The following is a 15,747-nucleotide window of genomic DNA, read 5'->3' as shown; positions in this document are numbered from 1 at the left end:
GCCGCTACTTGCGGCCCACGAACCAGTCCTGAAGCTTGCGCAGCCGGGACTTCAGCTGTTCCTCGTTGGCCTGGGCCACGGGAGGGCCGCCGCAAACGGTCCGTAGCTTGGTATGCACCACGCCGTGTGGCGTTCCGGTCCGGGCAGACCAGGCGGCCACGTTCTTGGCCAACTCGTTGCGCAGGTCCATCAGCATCCTGTGGTCAGGCACGGCCGGCACCGAACTCTCGGCGGCCGCGGCAGGAGCCTTCCGGTTCCTCCGGTTCAACTGCTCGTGCTGGCGTTGGCGCAGGAGCATCCCCACCTGCTCCGCGTCCAGGAGCCCCGGGATGCCCAGGAAGTCCATCTCGTCGTCGGACCCCACCTCGCCGCCGGTGCCAAACTCGCCGCCGTCGAACAGGACCCGGTCAAAGGAGGCCTGCGAGTCGAGCGCCTCGAACTTGCCCTTGGTCAGGTTGTCCGAGGCCTTCTCCTCCCGGTTGGCCTCGTCCATCAGCGAGTCTTCCGGGTTGAACAGGCCGTCGCCGTCCTCCTTTTCCGGCCGGTCCAGCGCGTGGTCCCGCTCCATCTCCATGGAGTTGGCCAGCGCCATCAGCTGCGGGACAGAAGGCAGGAAGACCGACGCCGTCTCGCCCCTTTTGCGGGCACGCACGAAGCGGCCCACGGCCTGGGCGAAGAACAGCGGAGTGGACGTCGAGGTGGCGTAAACACCGACGGAGAGCCGGGGCACATCAACGCCTTCGGACACCATGCGCACGGCCACCATCCAGCGCTTGTCGCCGGCGGAAAATTCCTCGATCTTGCTGGACGCCTTGGCGTCGTCGGAGAGGATGACGGTGGGTGATTCGCCGGTGATCCTCTTCAGCTGCCCGGCATAGGCGCGGGCGTCCTCGTGGTCGGTGGCGATGACCAGGCCGCCGGCGTCGGGCACGGTCCGCCGTACCTCGCTGAGCCGTTTGTCGGCGCCGGCCAGGACGGCGGGAATCCACTCCCCCGCGGGGTTCAGCGCCGTCCGCCAGGCGTGGGACGTGATGTCCTTGGTTACCGCCGCCTCGCCAAGCGACGCCGCCATTTCCTCGCCGGCGCTGGTGCGCCAGCGCATCTGGCCCGAGTAGGCCATAAACATCACAGGACGCACCACGTGGTCCCGGAGGGCGTTGCCGTAACCATAGGTGTAGTCGGCCTTGGAGCGCCGGATGCCGTCCCGGTCCTCCGCATACTCCACGAACGGGATGGGCGAGGTGTCCGAGCGGAACGGCGTACCGGTCAGGGACAGCCGGCGCACGGCGGGATCGAACGCTTCGCGCAGTCCGTCACCCCAGGACAGGGCTTCGCCGCCATGGTGGATCTCGTCCAGGATCACCAGGGTGCGGGCAGCCTCTGTCTTGGCGCGGTGCAGCATTGGCTTGCTGGCTACCTGGGCATAGGTGACGGCGACGCCGATGAAGCCACGGCCGTGCTGGCCGTCGGAGTTCTTGAAGTTGGGGTCGATGGCGATACCCACCTTGGCGGCCGCGTCGGCCCACTGGCGCTTCAGGTGGTCCGTGGGCGCAACGATGGTCACGCGGTTCACGGCACCCGAATCGATCAGGGTGGAAGCGATCCGCAGCGCAAAGGTGGTTTTACCGGCACCGGGGGTTGCCACCGCGAGGAAGTCGCGGGGACTGTTCTTCAGGTAGACGTCGAGCGCTTCCTGCTGCCAGGCACGGAGTTTCGGGGCGGTTCCCCAGGCTGCACGTTCCGGGTAGGCCGGAGGCAGGGTGGGGCCGCCAAAGAGCGTCTCCGTCACTACTTGTCGTTGCCCGAGCCGCCCGGACCCTTTCCGCCGTCGTTGCCCGGCCGGAGGCCTTCATAGACTTCCTTGCACTCGGGGCAGACCGGGAACTTCTTCGGGTCCCGGCCCGGGGTCCAAACCTTGCCGCACAGCGCAATGACAGGTTCCCCGGTCATGGCGGACTCCATGATCTTTTCCTTCCGCACATAGTGTGCGAAGCGCTCCCGGTCGCCCGGCTCCACTTCCTGGCGCAGTTCCTCGCGCTCAATGGTGGCCGTGGACGTTCCAGCCCCGGAAAGCTCGCGCATCGGGTCGTTTTCGAGAGGGTCCGTCATGCTAGTCATGCCATCCATCTTAGCCGTTCCGTCGGCCGGACGTTCGACGGCGGCACGCCCGCAGCGGGGTCCGGCACCGGCCGCCGCCGTACTTTTTGCTCCCTGGCGGCGCACCCGCAGGCGTTGCTACAGTCCCTGCCAGGCGGGCTTGTTTTCGTAGGTGTGGCGGTAGAAATCCGCCAGTTTCAAGGCCGAGGCAGCGGCTTCGTCCAACAGGACCGTGGCATGCGGATGGAACTGGAGCACGGATGCCGGGCAGATGGCAGCCACCGGCCCCTCCACGAAGTCGCGGACGGCCTGGGCCTTCTGCGCGCCGGTGGCCACGAGGACCACGTGGCGCGCCGCCATGATGGTGGCCAGGCCCTGGGTGATGACGTGGTGGGGCACTTCGGCAAGGCTGTTGAAGAACCGGGCGTTGTCCCGGCGTGTCTGCTCGATCAGGCTTTTGATCCGCGTCCGGGAGGCGAAGGAAGAGGCCGGTTCGTTGAAGCCGATGTGCCCGTCGGTGCCCACGCCGAGCAACTGCAGGTCCACTCCGCCTGCCGAGATGATGGCCTGTTCATAGGCTTCGCAGGCAGCGGGGATGTCGGCCGCGGTTCCGTCGGGGCCATGGACGTTCTCCGGCGCGATATTCACCCGGTTGGTGAATTCCCGGCGGACCACCTCGCGGTAGGACTCGGGGTGGCCGGCGGGCAGGCCCACGTACTCGTCCAGCGCATATGCCGAGGCCCTGCTGAAGTCCAGGCCCTGGTCATGCCGCGCCGCGAGCTCGTTGTAGACGGGCAGCGGTGACGAGCCCGTGGCCAGGCCCAGGACAGCGTCGGGTTTTCTCCGGATCAGCTGTTCAATGGCGTCGGCAGCGAGCTTTCCGATCTGCCTGCTGCCGCCAAGGATCACAATCTCCATGGTGTTCCTTCCTTGAAGTCAGCGGTTGACGGTGACTTGTGCCAGAAGCTCGGGTCCGCGCGCGTCCAGCCACTTGCCGCCCAGCCGGACACCGGCCAGGAAGAGGACCAGGCCCAGGACGATGCCTGCCGCCAGGGTGAGCCAGCCGAACAGGATGTTCCCGGTCACTGCGTTTGCCACCAGCAGCGCGGCCTCGGGCAGGACCAAAACGATCAGGACCAGCATGCCGACGAACTGCACGGCCATGGTCTGCCCCACGTTTCCGGGAGGCTTCTTGAACGGGCTGTCCCCGGGCAGCGGGACGATGACTGCATAACGGGCAGAGACCACCGAGGACAGGCCCAGGCCGGTGAAGAGGATGCCCAGGCTGAGCCCAGCTGCCCGGGCAACGCCGCCCAATTGCCGGTGAACGCCGCGTAGCCCACCGAGAACACCAACACCACCGGCAGGGCGAACGCCAGGCACGCCAATGCCCTGCCCAGCCTGTCGGCCACGCCGCGGACGCCAGTGGCCAGGTGCAGCGCGAAAGCGGTGTTGTCGTAGGAGACGTCGGCGGAGATTGACCAGGCCAGGATGAAGGCGGCCAGCGGCGCCAGGAAGGCTAGGCTGCCGTAGCTTCCGGTTTGTGTCCCTTGGAACGCCAGCACCACGGGAAGCAGCGGGATTACCACCAGGGAACCTGAGTAGCGCGGGTCCCGGAACCAGTAGGTGAGCGACCTTGCCATCACGGCACCGGCAGGGGTGGCAGGCAGCACACCGAACAGCCCCAGCCTGCCGCTCCTGCGCTTCCCTGCACCGGCATAGGGCGGGGTGACCAGGGCGCGCTCAAGCAGCAGCTTCCAGCACCAGGCGAGGGCACCCAGGACAGCCACCGAAAGCAGCAGTTTCACCCCGGCCTCACCGGGCCGGGCCGACGCAATATCACCGCCGAGCGCCCACGGGGCGCCCAGCGGTGTCCAGGACAGGGTCCGGGCGAACTCCGGCAGGAACCCCGTGGATGCGGAGATGCCGCGCCCGACGCCGGCCACGATGGGGCCCAGCAGGACCAGGGGCACCATGAACGCGATGGCGCTGATGTCCTTGAACCGGCGGGAAGCAGCCAGGCTTGCCGTAGCTGTGGTCACCACCTTGGCGAGGACCACGCAGGTCATGACGCCAAGGCATGCGCCGAGCAGGGCTGCGAGCGCGGGCAGCACCCCGCGGGACCAGGTGACCACGGTGGACAAGGCCACGAGCGCGGTGGCCAGGCCGGGGATGCCAATCAGCCCGCCAAGTGCCAGGCCGGCGAGCAGCTGCTTCATGGGTATGGCGAAGGTGGTGAAGCGGGCCGGGTCGAGGGTCATGTCCGTGGCCGAGGCCACCACCGGAACCACACCCCAGCCCAGCACCGCTGCGGAACCGCCCAGGACCACCGCCGTATGGGCGGTCGCTGGTCCGGCGCCCCGGAGCAGGATGAGGGCAAGGACCAGCGTTGCCACGACTCCCAGCGCGTAGAGCCCGGCGATGGCCATGCCCACCAGCTGCCAGGGGCTGCGGCGCAGGCCGTTGCGCAGCAGCGTGAGCTTGAGCCTCAGAAGGTGCGCAACCATTCCAGCCCCTCCGTGTGGCTGTGTCCGCCGACCAGCTGCACGAACCGGTCCTCAAGGGACATGCCGGCCCGCACTTCGTCAACGGTTCCTGCGGCCAGGAGCCTGCCCCGGGCCACCACCGCGACGTGGTCGCACATGCGCTGCACCAGGTCCATCACGTGGCTGGAGACAATGACGGTTCCGCCGGAGGCCACATACCGGTCCAGGATGGAGCGGATGTTCGCGGCCGAAACCGGATCGACGGCTTCGAAGGGCTCGTCCAGCACCAGGAGCCGCGGCGCATGGATCAGGGCCGACGCCAGGGCAATCTTCTTGGTCATGCCTGCGGAGTAGTCCACCACCAGCGTGCCGGCATCCTGGGTAAGGTCCATGGCTGCCAGCAGCTCGCCCACCCGGGCCGCCACCACCGCCTTGTCCATGCCCCGCAGCAGCCCGGCATACGTGATCAGCTGCTCTCCGCTGAGCCGGTCGAACAGGCGGACGCCGTCAGGCAGGATGCCCATGAGCCGTTTGGCTTCCAGCGGGTGCTGCCACACGTCCACGCCGTGCACCACGGCGGTGCCGAAGTCCGGACGCAGGAGGCCCGTTGCCATGGAAAGCGTGGTGGTCTTGCCTGCACCGTTGGGTCCGACGATGCCGAAAAACGAACCGGCAGGCACCTCCAGGCTGATGCCGTCCACCGCGATTTTCCCGCCGAACCGTTTGGCCAGCCCACGGAGGGAAAGGGCCGCCGTTTGGCCGGAACTCGGCGCCGGGCCAGGTGTCGGAGCAGTCATGGTGCCAGCCTAGTCCGCGGGCCAGCTCCGCGGGGTGCGAGACTTACGGAATGGACATCGCGTTGGGTTTGCTGGTGATCGTTGCCGTGGTGTGCGCCGGCAGTGCCTTGGGCCGCAAACTGAATATCCCGGTTCCCCTGGTGTTGGTCCTGGCCGGGGTGGCGGGATCGTTCCTGCCGCTCATTCCGCCGGTTGTGCTGAACCCGGAGCTGGTGCTGGTTGGCCTGCTGCCGCCGTTGCTGTACGCGGCCGCCTTCCGCACGTCGCTGTTCGACTTCAAGACCAACCGCCGCTCCATTGGGCTGCTGTCCGTGGGATACGTCATTTTCGGCACCCTGGGCGTGGGGTTGGTGGTGTGGTGGCTGTTTCCGGAGATCCCGTTGGCGGCCGCCTTCGCCCTGGGCGCGGTGGTGGCGCCTCCGGATGCAGTGGCGGCCACCGCCATCGCCCGGAAAGTGGGAATGCCGCGCCGGATCGTCAACATCCTGGAAGGCGAATCGCTGGTCAACGACGCCACAGCGCTGGTGTGCCTGCGGGCGGCAGTGGCCGCCATCGCGGGCTCGGTGTCCGCGCTGGACGTGGCCGGCGGGTTCGTGGTGGCCGCGGGCGGCGGCCTGGCGGTGGGCCTCGCCGTGGCGTATGTCCTCACCGAAATCCGGAAACGGGTGCACAACGTGGCCATCAACACCTCCACATCGCTGATGGCACCCTTCGTTGCATACCTCCCGGCCGAGGCCATCCACGCCTCCGGTGTGCTCGCCGTCGTCGTCACCGGCCTGGTGATGGGCACCAAGGCGCCGTCCATGCCCAACGGCGCCGCGCGGCAAAGCGCCAGGAGCAACTGGGACACCATCCAGTTCCTGCTGGAGAACTCCGTGTTCCTGCTCATCGGTCTGCAGGTACGGACCATCGTCGAGAGCGTCCAGGACGATTCGCTCGGCGCGGGCCGCGTGTGGTTCGGCTGCGCGGTGGTCCTGCTGGCCGTGCTGGTACTGCGGCCGGTCTGGGTCTTCCCCGCGACCTACCTGCCCCGCCTGATCCCTTCGGTACGGCGGTCGGACCCGGCGCCGCCCTGGCAGTTCCCGGCCATCGTGTCGTGGGCAGGAATGCGGGGTGTGGTCACCCTGGCCGCGGTACTCACGCTGCCCGACGACCTGGAGCACCGCAACGTGTTGGTCCTGGCGGCCATGGTGGTGGTGGGCGGCACGCTGGTACTGCAGGGATTCACGCTGCCGGCCCTGGTCCGGGCACTGGGGCTGCCGGGGCCGGACCGGCGGGAGGACGCCCTGAACCAGGCCTCGCTGATGCAGCTGGCTACAGCTGCGGGGATGGAGCGGCTGGAGCAGCTGCGGCGCGAGAGCGACCCGCCGGAGGTCATGGACATGCTGCGGCGCCGGACGCAGGAACGCGGGTTGGCAGCCTGGGAGCGCCTGGGCAGGCCGACGGCCGAGGCGGCCACGCCCAGCCAGCGCTATGCCCAGCTGCGGATGGCGATGCTGGAGGCTGAGCGGGACAAGGTGCTGGAGCTCAGGCGCGGCGGGGAATTTGCCCATGAGGTCCTCAGCGAAGTCCTGGAACGGCTGGACGTGGAGGAGTCCATGCTCGACGCCTCCCTCAATGAGCTCGATTCCGCCGCCGACGGTGGCGGCGGCGAGGGGCTGTCCCAGCCGGGCGGTGTGTGCGACCACCTGACGGCTGCCATGCCGGCGCCGGTCCCCGACAACCCGGCCTGTTCCGGGTGCGAGCGGGAGGGCACCTCGCCGGTGCACCTGCGCATGTGCCTTGCCTGCGGGACCGTCGGCTGCTGCGACTCCTCCGCTGGGCGCCACGCCAGCCGGCACTTCAAGGACACGGGCCACCCCGTCATGCGCAGCGCAGAACCCGGCGAAGACTGGCGCTGGTGCTACGTGGACGAGCTGCTGGGCTGACAGGGTGGTGTCTCAGGGCGCCTTGCGGATGCGGATCGGTCCCTTTGCCGTGGCGGGATCGACGACGGATCCGCCCTGGGTGATGTGCACCTGACCGGCGTCCACCAGGCGCCGGGCAGCCTCCCGTGCCGGCTCCATGAGGTGGCGCCAGTCGTCGCCGCCTACGGCCCTGGCAGCATCGGACGGGCAGATGGTGGAGGTTGCCGCCCTTGCCGCCAGGAGTTCCAGGATCTTCGCTTCCAGCTGCCCTTCAACCGGGTTTTGCTGATCATGCCTGCTGCTGCCGGCCAGGCCGGTCTCCTCGGTCAAAAGACGAGGCTTAGAACGTGCGCCGCGGGACAGCCCGCTCGTACTGGGGCGGCCAGGGAAGGTCGTAGCCCAATTCGAAGGCGGCGCGAAGCCACCAGTGCGGATCGCGCAGCGCGGCCCGGGCGATGAAGACGCCGTCGGCCTGTCCGGTGGCAATGGCGTGCTCCGCCTGGCCGGGAGTGGTCACCAGCCCCACGGTGCCGGTGGCGACGCCGGCTTCGTCCCGGATGGCGGCCGAGAAACCGGTCTGGTAGCCCAGCCCCGGCTTGATCTGCTGGTGCGCCACGGCTCCCCCGCTGGAGACGTCCACCAGGTCCACACCGCGGGCGGCCGCTTCCCGGGCCAGCCGGACGGACGCCGCCTGGTCCACGCCGCCCGGTGCCCAGTCGGTGGCCGAGACCCGGAGCAGCAGCGGCATGGAATCCGGAATCACGGCCCTGACTGCATCTACAACGGACAACATCAGCCGGTTCCGTCCGGCTTCGTCCCCGCCCCATTCGTCCTCGCGCTGGTTGATCAGCGGGCTCTGGAACTGGTGCAGCAGGTAGCCGTGCGCCCCGTGGATTTCCATGGTGTCAAAACCCGCATCCACCGCGCGGACAGCGGCGGCGGCAAAGTCATCGATGACGCCCTGTATCTGCTCCACGGTCATGGCCGCAGGCGCCGCGTAGCCCTCAAAGGAAGTGGTGGACGGGCCCACAGTTTCCCAGCCGCCCTCGGACGCCGGAACGCTGCCGTGCTTGCCGGAAAAAGGCCAGTACGTGGAGGCCTTCCGGCCGGCGTGGGCCAGCTGGACACCGATCTTGGTGCCGGCCACGCCGTTCCGGTGGACGAAGGAAATGATCCGCTCCCACGCCGCCGCCTGCTCGTCGTTGTAGAGGCCTGCGTCGCGGGGGCTGATGCGGCCCTCGGCGTTCACTGCCGCGGCCTCGGTGAGGATCATCGCCGCGCCGCCCACGGCGAAGCCGCCCAGGTGCACCAGGTGCCAGTCGTGCGGGACGCCGGGGGCGTCGTCGGGATCGCAGCTGTACTGGCACATGGGCGACACCCAGCCCCGGTGCTGCAGCTCCATGGACCGCAGGGCCAGCGGCTGGAACAGGGCCGGCATTAGAACAGCACCCGCGCGAGCGCCTGGCGCGCCTTTGCCACACGCTCATCACCGGCGCCCACCACGTCGAAGAGTTCCAGCAGCCGGACGCGGGCGGTCTCGCGTTCGGGGCCGAAATTCCTGCCAATGAAGGCCACCAGGCGGTTCAGTGCGTCCTCCACGTGCCCGCCGGCCACGTCCAGGTCCGCCACGCCAAGCTGCGCGTCCAGGTTGTCCGGCTCATTGGCGGCAAGCCCACGCAGTGCGTCGCTGTCCTGGGCGGACAGCGACTGCAGCCGGTCCATCAACTCCACCTGCGCCAGCCCGGCCTTGGCTTCATGGTCCGACGGCATTTCCTTCAGGGCCTGGCGATAAGCTTCGGCGGCTGCGGCATAATCGCCGGCCTCGATGGCGTCGAACGCCGCCTGGTGCAGGGGCGGCAGCGGCGCAGTCTCCTGGGCACCGGCGGCACCGGCGTCCAGGCTGCCGGTGACCCCGTTGGCCGCGGCAACCTTGAGGAGTTCGTCGAAGAGGCTGCGCACCTGCTGCTCATCCGCCGCGCCTTGGAAGAGCGGCACCGGCTGTCCCTTGAGGACGGCAACGGCAGTGGGAACGGCCTGCACCTGGAAGGCCTGGGCAAGCTGCGGGAAGGCTTCGATGTCGGCTGCCCCAAGGACCAAACGGCCGCCGTAGGAGGCCACCACGCGGTCCAGGGTGTCAAGCATCCTGCTGGACTCCGGCGAGTAGGCGGCCCACAGGGCAAACACCACCGGCACCTGCGCGGACAACTCCACCAGCTGCTGGAAGTTCGCTTCAGTGACGTTGACCGTGAGTTCGGGTCCGCCGTCGGGTCCGCCGGGCTGCGCACCCTGGTCCGCCCCAGCGGCGGGACCGGAAGGAGCCGGGCCGGATGGGGATGCGGGGCGCTTCAGCGAGGAAAGGTCGACGGCGCCGCGCAGGTTAAGCAGGTTGGCAGCGGCAGGAGGGACTGGGCGGGAAGCTGGCGAACTCATGTTTCCCACTCTAGCCACTCCGGCCGCTGCCGGTGGTAATACAGCCAGGCGCTACTTGAAGCTGGCGCCGACCAGGCCGCGGGTGGCGGCAACGAGCTTCATCGGGTCCGTGGATCCTGCCGGGGGCACGTAGACCGCCATGGATTCGGCGAAGCTCAGGACCATTCCCGTGGTGGTTTCCTTGCCGCCGGCCAGGGCAGCGGCGTCGTCCCCGATGCTGAGCTTGTCGCCGGCCGCCTTCGGTGTGCCTTCGAAGCCGAAGTTGATCCGGCCCAGGACCAGCGCCCCGCCGTCAGCGGTGCGGAACACCACGGTGTTCTCCGGAACCACCTTGTGCGTGAAGGAGAAGTTGCCGTTCTGGCCGGACTTCACCACCTCCGCCTGGTAGGACAGGGTGTCGGCGATGTACGGCGAGGACTGGCCCTCGACGAGCTTGTCCTTGAAGGGCGAGTCCGCCGACGTAAGCCGGTCGGCGAGTCCGGACATCGCTTCCTCGCCGCTGTAGAGCAGGCCGGACTTGTCCGACGCGGCAAGGGTCTCAGTGCCCCCGCGGCTGATGTTGGGGAACGTGGTGCCCGGCTGGAGGGGCGTAGTTTCCGTCAGCTTGTAGTTTTCGCGCGGCGACTTCTGGACCAGCGTCAGGATCTGCGGAACCACGTTGCCTTCACCCTGGGTCACGGCCAGCACCGAACGCGGCCAGTTCCGGTCGCTGGTGACCACGTAAGTCAGCAGCTTGGTGGAGCGCACCGGCATCCGCGGTTCGTAGGAGCCGACCTGCGAGCGGATCTTGTAATTCTGCGTGCGGATCTCCAGTTCAGGTCCGCCCACCCGGCCGGCAAGTTTCGCCGCGTCCTTGGCTGCGTCTCCGGCATCGGTGGCGCTGGAGACCTGCTCCAGGATCCGCCGGAACTGGGCATCGAGCAGCACCGGCAGACCGGATGCTTCCTTGGCCGGTGACGAGGCACTGCCGGAAGGCTGCGGGCTGGGGGTGGCCGCCTGGGCGGCGGTGGCGGAACCAGCCAGCACGGCGGCAGCAACAGCCGCTGCCACCATGGTCACCTTGGAGGAGGACGACGACGGCGCCTGGTTTTGGTTGCCGGCGTTCGATGTGTCCGGGTTCAGTGAGCCTTCGTTCTGCGAGCCGGCATCCGCCGACTTGGCTTTGCGTGCACGGGCCCGGCGCGCATAGCTGCTGCTGCCGCCGTCGCTGATGTCACCGTCGGTGCTGTCACCGGCATCTTCTCCGTTCTTCCTGCGCGCGGCGAGCAACGCCAGGACGATTCCGGCGACGATCAGCAGGCTGCCCAGGACCATCAGCGGCACCGCCCAAGGCGTGGAAGTGTCGTTCGGGAACGTCATGGACACAGAGGCGGGTGCCGGCTTGGTGCCGTCGGAGGCCAGCAGGAGGGTCCACTCGCCGTCAGCCGGCGGGGTCCAGGTGTACTCAAGCTCGCCGCCCGCGTTCTCGCTGGACACCCACAGATCGGAGCCGGCCGGGTTGGGGGCGGCAGCATCGCCGTCAGTGTGGTCAACCTGGAGGGACTTTTCGTCCTCGGAAACCCCGCTGATGGTGTTGTGGGCCGTCTTGCCGACCCAGGCATTGACGTCGTCGGGGCGGCCCGATGCCAGCATGAAGTTGCCGTCACCCTGGATGTTGATCTTCACGGTTCCGCCGTGCAGGGTGCGCAGCTTCTGGTCAATGACCGTCAGCGGCGCCGCGGCGGCATCGGCCGGCGCGGAAGCGGTAAACGTCTCGGATGGAGCCCAGATGGTTCTCTGGCCGATGCCGGCCAAAAGTGTCAGGAGGCCGAGCAGCACAAGTGCGGCTGCAGTCTTTAAACGCAAGGGAAACACCTATCATCAGCGGGGGTTTACCTTCAATAGTAACCTTTCTGTTATCAGGGGCCCCTGTCAGGCGGTTCCCCGCCTTTCCCAGTGGGCACCCGGGCAGCGCCTTAGGCAGGCGGTGGCAAGCCTGCTGATAGTGTTTGCGATGATCATCACACCGGCCCGCGAAGGCGGAGCCACGCACGGAACAGGCCCCTAGAACCAGTGACAGACAAGACGGACCCGTCCTCGGCGGCAGCCGCAAATCCCGGGGATCCCAGGGACCCTGTCCCTGCTCCGGTGCCTCCCCTGGGCATGGCGGCAACCGCCCGCCGCAGGGGTACTGCCGCCGCCGCCCTTGGCCAGGTGGTCCGGCGGCTTCGCCAGCCCCTGCCCGGGGCGCAGCCCAGGCTCCGGTTCGAGATGCCACCCGAATACACGGGGCAGGCCCCGGAAACGGAGCACGGCGGTGACGAGGAGCCGCAGTTCGGCCACCCTGGTCCGCGCATGTCCCCGCAACACCCGCTGTACATGGGCTTCATGGGGACTGTGGGCGTGGGCCTGGCGCTGCTGGTCTACTGGATCGGCTCCCACACCACGCAGCTGCTGCTGTGGATCGTGGCGGCGCTGTTCATCGCCCTGGGCCTGGAGCCCGTGGTGGGCTGGCTGGAGAGCCGCAAAATTCCCCGGCCCGCCGGAATCCTGGTCTCTGTGGCGGTCCTGATGGGCGCCGTCGTCGGATTCTTCGCCACGCTCATTCCCACCATCGTGGAGCAGGTCTCCGAGATCGTGCGGCAGGCACCGGACTGGATGCGCAACTTCATGGACTCGGATTTCTTCCGCAGCCTTGACGACCAGTTCGGCGTGCGCGACCGCATCACGGAGGAGGTCAACAAGTTCGTCAACGACCCCGCCGCGATGGGCGGTATTTTCGGTGGCGTGCTGGGCTTCGGGTCCACCGTGGCCAACGGCCTCTTTGGCGCCCTCATCGTCCTGGTTCTGAGCCTGTACTTCCTGGCAGCGCTGCCGGCCATGAAGAAGTGGGGCTACCGCCTGGCGCCGCGCTCCCGCCGAAAGCGCGTGGCCGCCCTCTCGGAGGAAATCACCCGGTCGGTGGGAAACTACGTGATCGGCCAGGCGTGCGTGGCCCTGCTCAACGCCACCTTCGCCTTCGTGGTGATGTCCATCGTGGGCGTCCCCTTCGCGCTGCTCCTGGCGTTCGTGGTGGTCCTGCTGGCATTCATCCCTTTGGTTGGCGGGATGATCGCAGGCATTGTAGTAACGCTCGTGTCCCTTACCGAGGGCTGGCAGGTGGCGGCCATCTACGCCATCTGCTACTTCGCCTACCTGCAGTTCGAGGCCTACTTCATCTCACCGCGCATCATGCAGAAGGCAGTTGCCGTGCCCGGTGCGGTGGCCGTGATCTCGGTGATCGCCGGCGGCAGCCTCCTGGGCGTCCTGGGGGCCCTGATCGCCATCCCCACCGCCGCTGCCGTGCTGCTGCTGCTCCGGGAGATTTACATCGTTCGGCAGGACCAGCACTGAGGGTCCGGCAGGACCAGCACTGAAACGGGTCGTCCCTTGGCGCCTGCCTTTGGCGCTGCGCCCGGGGCTTGACCGCTAGGCCCCGGCAGTCGCCGTCGGACCGTCCCACTCCTGCGGCAGTTCCGCGTCGGCCTGGACGGGAGTGACCTGCGCCACGATGTCGTTCAGGACCCTGGCAGCATACTTCTCCCCCACCCACAGGTGCTTGGCCCCGGCCACGCCCACCACCCGGGCCTGCGGCACCACGCTGAACCGGGCGGTGGCCTCCGACGGCTGCAGGAAGTCGTCGTGCTCCGGTACCAGGACCGTGAGCGGCTTGCCCGATTCCGCCCACAGCTGCAGGTGCTTGTCCGTTGCGCGGTGCAGCGGTGGCGACAGCAGCACCGCGCCCTCGATCTGGGGCGCCACGGGCTCGATGGCGCCGTACATCAGCGCAAGTTCGGTGCCGAAGGACCAGCCCACCAGCCAACGGTTGGGCAGGTTCCGTTCCACGGCGAAACGGACGGCCGCCTCCACGTCATAGCGTTCGCCGATTCCTTCCTCGAAGCCGCCGCTGCTGGTGCCGCGCGGAGAGGCGGTACCGCGGGTGTTGAAGCGCAGAACGGCGATGCCCGCCAGCGCCGGCAGCCGGTATGAGGCCTTGCGGTAGATATGGGAGTCCATGAAGCCGCCGTGCGTCGGCAGCGGGTGGAGCGTGATCAATGTGGCCTTCACTGGCCCCGATTCAGGCAGTGCCAGCTCCCCCACCAGCGTGTGGCCGTCCTCCGTCTGCAGCTCGATGTTCTCCCGCCGGGCCGGCAGGACTGTGGAGGCACGGATGGGAACGGGGCCCTGGCCCTGGGTGAACTGGTACGACGCCGGATCAAAAGTCATGCCTGCCAGCTTAGCGACAGTGGGGGCATCCGCCGTTCCCGGCCGGTCAGCGGTAGCGGTAGCTGCGCGTCAGCCAGCAGTTGGTGTGCCAGTGCCGGCGTTCGGCAAGGCCGGCGGCGGCGCCAAAGAGGTGGTCGTCCTTCCATACCACCAGGTGTGCGACCCCGGGCAGCACCGCCGTGGAGCACTCCGGGCAGATGTAGGTCTTCTCGGCGTTTTTGGCAGTCATGGTCCGCACCATCCACTCACCATCGGGGGCGCTTTCCCGGCGGGCAATTCCGGCCCGCGCACGCTCCAGGTCCAGTTCGGGGACGTCCCCGTTCCTTTTCCGCCCTGCACCTTTGCCGGAAACGGGAGCCCTGCCGGAAACGGGACGGCGGGGACGGTTGGAGCGCGGCATGTATCCATTCTGCCCCAGCCTGCCCGCTGACCCGCGCCGCTTCCCCCAAGGTGCGTCCCGCCGTCGGGCATAACCTGCCGGAGCCCACGCGATAGTCTGTACGGCGTGCGACTTGTCATAGCCCATTGCTCCGTTGATTACGTTGGCCGGCTCAAAGCCCATCTCCCCCTCGCCACCCGGCTCCTGCTGGTCAAGGCGGACGGCTCCGTGCTGGTGCACTCCGATGGCGGTTCCTACAAGCCGTTGAACTGGATGAGCCCGCCGGCCACGCTCCGGGTTTCGTCCCCTGACGAGGTGGACCTGGAGCTTGGGGTGGTGGAGCAGTGGACCGTGCAGTCGGCCAAGACCGATGACCGGCTCATCATCAACATCCACGAGAAGATCAGTGAGTCCTCACACGACCTTGGGGTAGACCCCGGCCTGATCAAGGACGGCGTGGAAGCGGACCTGCAGCGACTGCTGGCCGAGCAGATCGAAACGCTGGGCGAGGGCTACTCGCTGATCAGGCGCGAGTACTTCACCGCTATTGGTCCCGTGGACATCCTGGCCCGGGACGCTGACGGCGCCACGGTGGCCATTGAGCTCAAGCGCCGGGGGGACATCGACGGCGTGGAGCAGCTCACGAGGTACCTGGAACTCCTTAACCGCGACCCGCTGCTGGCACCGGTGCGGGGCATCTTTGCGGCCCAGCAGATCAAGCCGCAGGCAAAGGTGCTGGCCAACGACCGCGGGATCGACTGCGTAACCCTTGATTACGACGCCATGCGCGGAGTTGACGACAGCGAATCGCGGCTCTTCTAAGCGACTTTCCTTTGTTGCTTCAGGCACCTAAATGGCTGCGTTCAGGCCAGACCTCTTCGTCACCTGTTTTTTACCTAAATTTTCGCTTTTTTGCTGTCCGGGCCGTTGACCTGCGGGAATGGGCATGAAATTCTTATCTCAGTCTTTGTGTAGGTGTTTTTCATGCTCGCAAGACATGTTGCGAGCGCGAAGCTCCTGCAGCGCCGGACCCCTCCCGGGGAAGGCAATCCAGGATTCTTCTCGCGGAGTGACCAAGGGCGGCACGAGGTGTGCCGTTCTTAAAAAGTTCCACAATGAGGAGAAATAAATGGCACAGGGAACCGTCAAGTGGTTCAACGCTGAAAAGGGCTTCGGCTTCATCACCCCGGACGACTCCGATGGCGATGTCTTCGTTCACTACTCCGAAATCCAGACCGGCGGCTTCAAGACCCTCGACGAGAACCAGCGCGTTCAGTTCGAAATCGGCCAGGGTGCCAAGGGCCCCCAGGCCACCGGCGTAACTGTCGTCTAAGTAAACCGCCCGGCCGCTTTCCGTGGCCGCCAGCGACAAATGGTCCCCGGCAATTTTCGCCGGGGACCATTTT

Annotated in this window: 14 protein-coding genes and 1 pseudogene; 4 read left to right on the top strand and 11 right to left on the bottom strand. The window is 67.6% G+C overall.

Features of this window, described 5'->3' with window-relative positions:
- Window positions 1–4: 4 nt before the first annotated feature.
- The 5 genes and pseudogenes from ACETK3_RS01635 to ACETK3_RS01615 all read right to left on the bottom strand — a co-directional run bounded on the left by ACETK3_RS01635 (window position 5) and on the right by ACETK3_RS01615 (window position 5,380).
- Entirely contained in the window at window positions 5–1,789 is a 1,785-nt protein-coding gene (locus ACETK3_RS01635; RefSeq protein WP_237428489.1) for a DEAD/DEAH box helicase, read from the bottom strand.
- Window positions 1,789–2,127, bottom strand: coding sequence for a DUF3039 domain-containing protein (locus ACETK3_RS01630; protein WP_236798752.1), 339 nt, complete (start codon window positions 2,125–2,127; stop codon window positions 1,789–1,791). Before ACETK3_RS01630 ends, ACETK3_RS01635 begins: the two co-directional genes overlap by 1 nt.
- A gap of 108 nt (window positions 2,128–2,235) precedes the next feature.
- Window positions 2,236–3,015, bottom strand: coding sequence for a glucosamine-6-phosphate deaminase (gene nagB, locus ACETK3_RS01625; protein ID WP_237428490.1), 780 nt, complete (start codon window positions 3,013–3,015; stop codon window positions 2,236–2,238).
- A gap of 18 nt (window positions 3,016–3,033) precedes the next feature.
- Window positions 3,034–4,604, bottom strand: a pseudogene (locus tag ACETK3_RS01620) (transporter).
- On the bottom strand, window positions 4,586–5,380 hold the full coding sequence (locus tag ACETK3_RS01615; RefSeq protein WP_237428491.1) for an ABC transporter ATP-binding protein: 795 nt from the start codon (window positions 5,378–5,380) through the stop codon (window positions 4,586–4,588). The pseudogene ACETK3_RS01620 and the gene ACETK3_RS01615 overlap by 19 nt, the downstream one beginning before the upstream one ends.
- A 50-nt stretch (window positions 5,381–5,430) precedes the next feature.
- On the opposite strand from ACETK3_RS01615, the gene ACETK3_RS01610 reads away from it, so the two are divergent.
- Window positions 5,431–7,308, top strand: a complete 1,878-nt coding sequence (locus ACETK3_RS01610) for a Na+/H+ antiporter (RefSeq protein ID WP_236798756.1) — start codon at window positions 5,431–5,433, stop codon at window positions 7,306–7,308.
- A 12-nt stretch (window positions 7,309–7,320) separates the two neighbouring features.
- Here the strand turns inward: ACETK3_RS01610 and ACETK3_RS01605 are convergent, their stop codons facing one another.
- The 4 genes from ACETK3_RS01605 to ACETK3_RS01590 are packed head-to-tail and all read right to left on the bottom strand — an operon-like array spanning window position 7,321 to window position 11,535.
- The gene (locus tag ACETK3_RS01605) at window positions 7,321–7,599 is read right to left on the bottom strand and encodes a DUF3253 domain-containing protein (protein WP_306967775.1); all 279 of its coding nucleotides are present in this window, start codon (window positions 7,597–7,599) and stop codon (window positions 7,321–7,323) included.
- Between the two features lie 28 nt (window positions 7,600–7,627).
- The gene (locus tag ACETK3_RS01600; protein ID WP_237428492.1) at window positions 7,628–8,725 is read right to left on the bottom strand and encodes an NADH:flavin oxidoreductase/NADH oxidase; all 1,098 of its coding nucleotides are present in this window, start codon (window positions 8,723–8,725) and stop codon (window positions 7,628–7,630) included.
- Window positions 8,725–9,717, bottom strand: coding sequence for a tetratricopeptide repeat protein (locus tag ACETK3_RS01595; protein WP_237428493.1), 993 nt, complete (start codon window positions 9,715–9,717; stop codon window positions 8,725–8,727). Before ACETK3_RS01595 ends, ACETK3_RS01600 begins: the two co-directional genes overlap by 1 nt.
- A 51-nt stretch (window positions 9,718–9,768) precedes the next feature.
- On the bottom strand, window positions 9,769–11,535 hold the full coding sequence (locus ACETK3_RS01590; protein ID WP_236802888.1) for a hypothetical protein: 1,767 nt from the start codon (window positions 11,533–11,535) through the stop codon (window positions 9,769–9,771).
- A gap of 234 nt (window positions 11,536–11,769) precedes the next feature.
- Between ACETK3_RS01590 and ACETK3_RS01585 the strand changes: the two genes are divergently transcribed.
- Complete coding sequence (locus tag ACETK3_RS01585; RefSeq protein ID WP_373462115.1) at window positions 11,770–13,089, top strand: AI-2E family transporter; 1,320 nt, start codon at window positions 11,770–11,772, stop codon at window positions 13,087–13,089.
- 75 nt (window positions 13,090–13,164) lie between these two features.
- Here ACETK3_RS01585 and ACETK3_RS01580 read toward each other — a convergent pair whose 3' ends face one another.
- A complete protein-coding gene (locus ACETK3_RS01580; protein ID WP_237428494.1) occupies window positions 13,165–13,962 on the bottom strand; it encodes an alpha/beta hydrolase in 798 nt (265 codons plus the stop codon).
- 46 nt (window positions 13,963–14,008) lie between these two features.
- The gene (locus tag ACETK3_RS01575) at window positions 14,009–14,362 is read right to left on the bottom strand and encodes an ATP/GTP-binding protein (RefSeq protein WP_236798761.1); all 354 of its coding nucleotides are present in this window, start codon (window positions 14,360–14,362) and stop codon (window positions 14,009–14,011) included.
- Between the two features lie 105 nt (window positions 14,363–14,467).
- Here ACETK3_RS01575 and nucS point away from each other — a divergent pair, with 105 nt between their 5' ends.
- Both nucS and ACETK3_RS01565 read left to right on the top strand, forming a co-directional pair.
- The gene (gene nucS / locus ACETK3_RS01570) at window positions 14,468–15,163 is read left to right on the top strand and encodes an endonuclease NucS (protein ID WP_236798762.1); all 696 of its coding nucleotides are present in this window, start codon (window positions 14,468–14,470) and stop codon (window positions 15,161–15,163) included.
- Window positions 15,164–15,470: 307 nt separating this feature from the next.
- Window positions 15,471–15,674, top strand: coding sequence for a cold-shock protein (locus ACETK3_RS01565; protein WP_003804766.1), 204 nt, complete (start codon window positions 15,471–15,473; stop codon window positions 15,672–15,674).
- The last annotated feature ends 73 nt before the right edge of the window (window positions 15,675–15,747 follow it).

Origin of the sequence: Arthrobacter sp. E44 (genome assembly GCF_041877125.1) — a bacterium.
In the GTDB taxonomy this organism is placed as follows: domain Bacteria; phylum Actinomycetota; class Actinomycetes; order Actinomycetales; family Micrococcaceae; genus Arthrobacter.
Note: the sequence above shows the minus strand (reverse complement) of the source record. Positions and strands in the feature narration are given on the sequence as shown.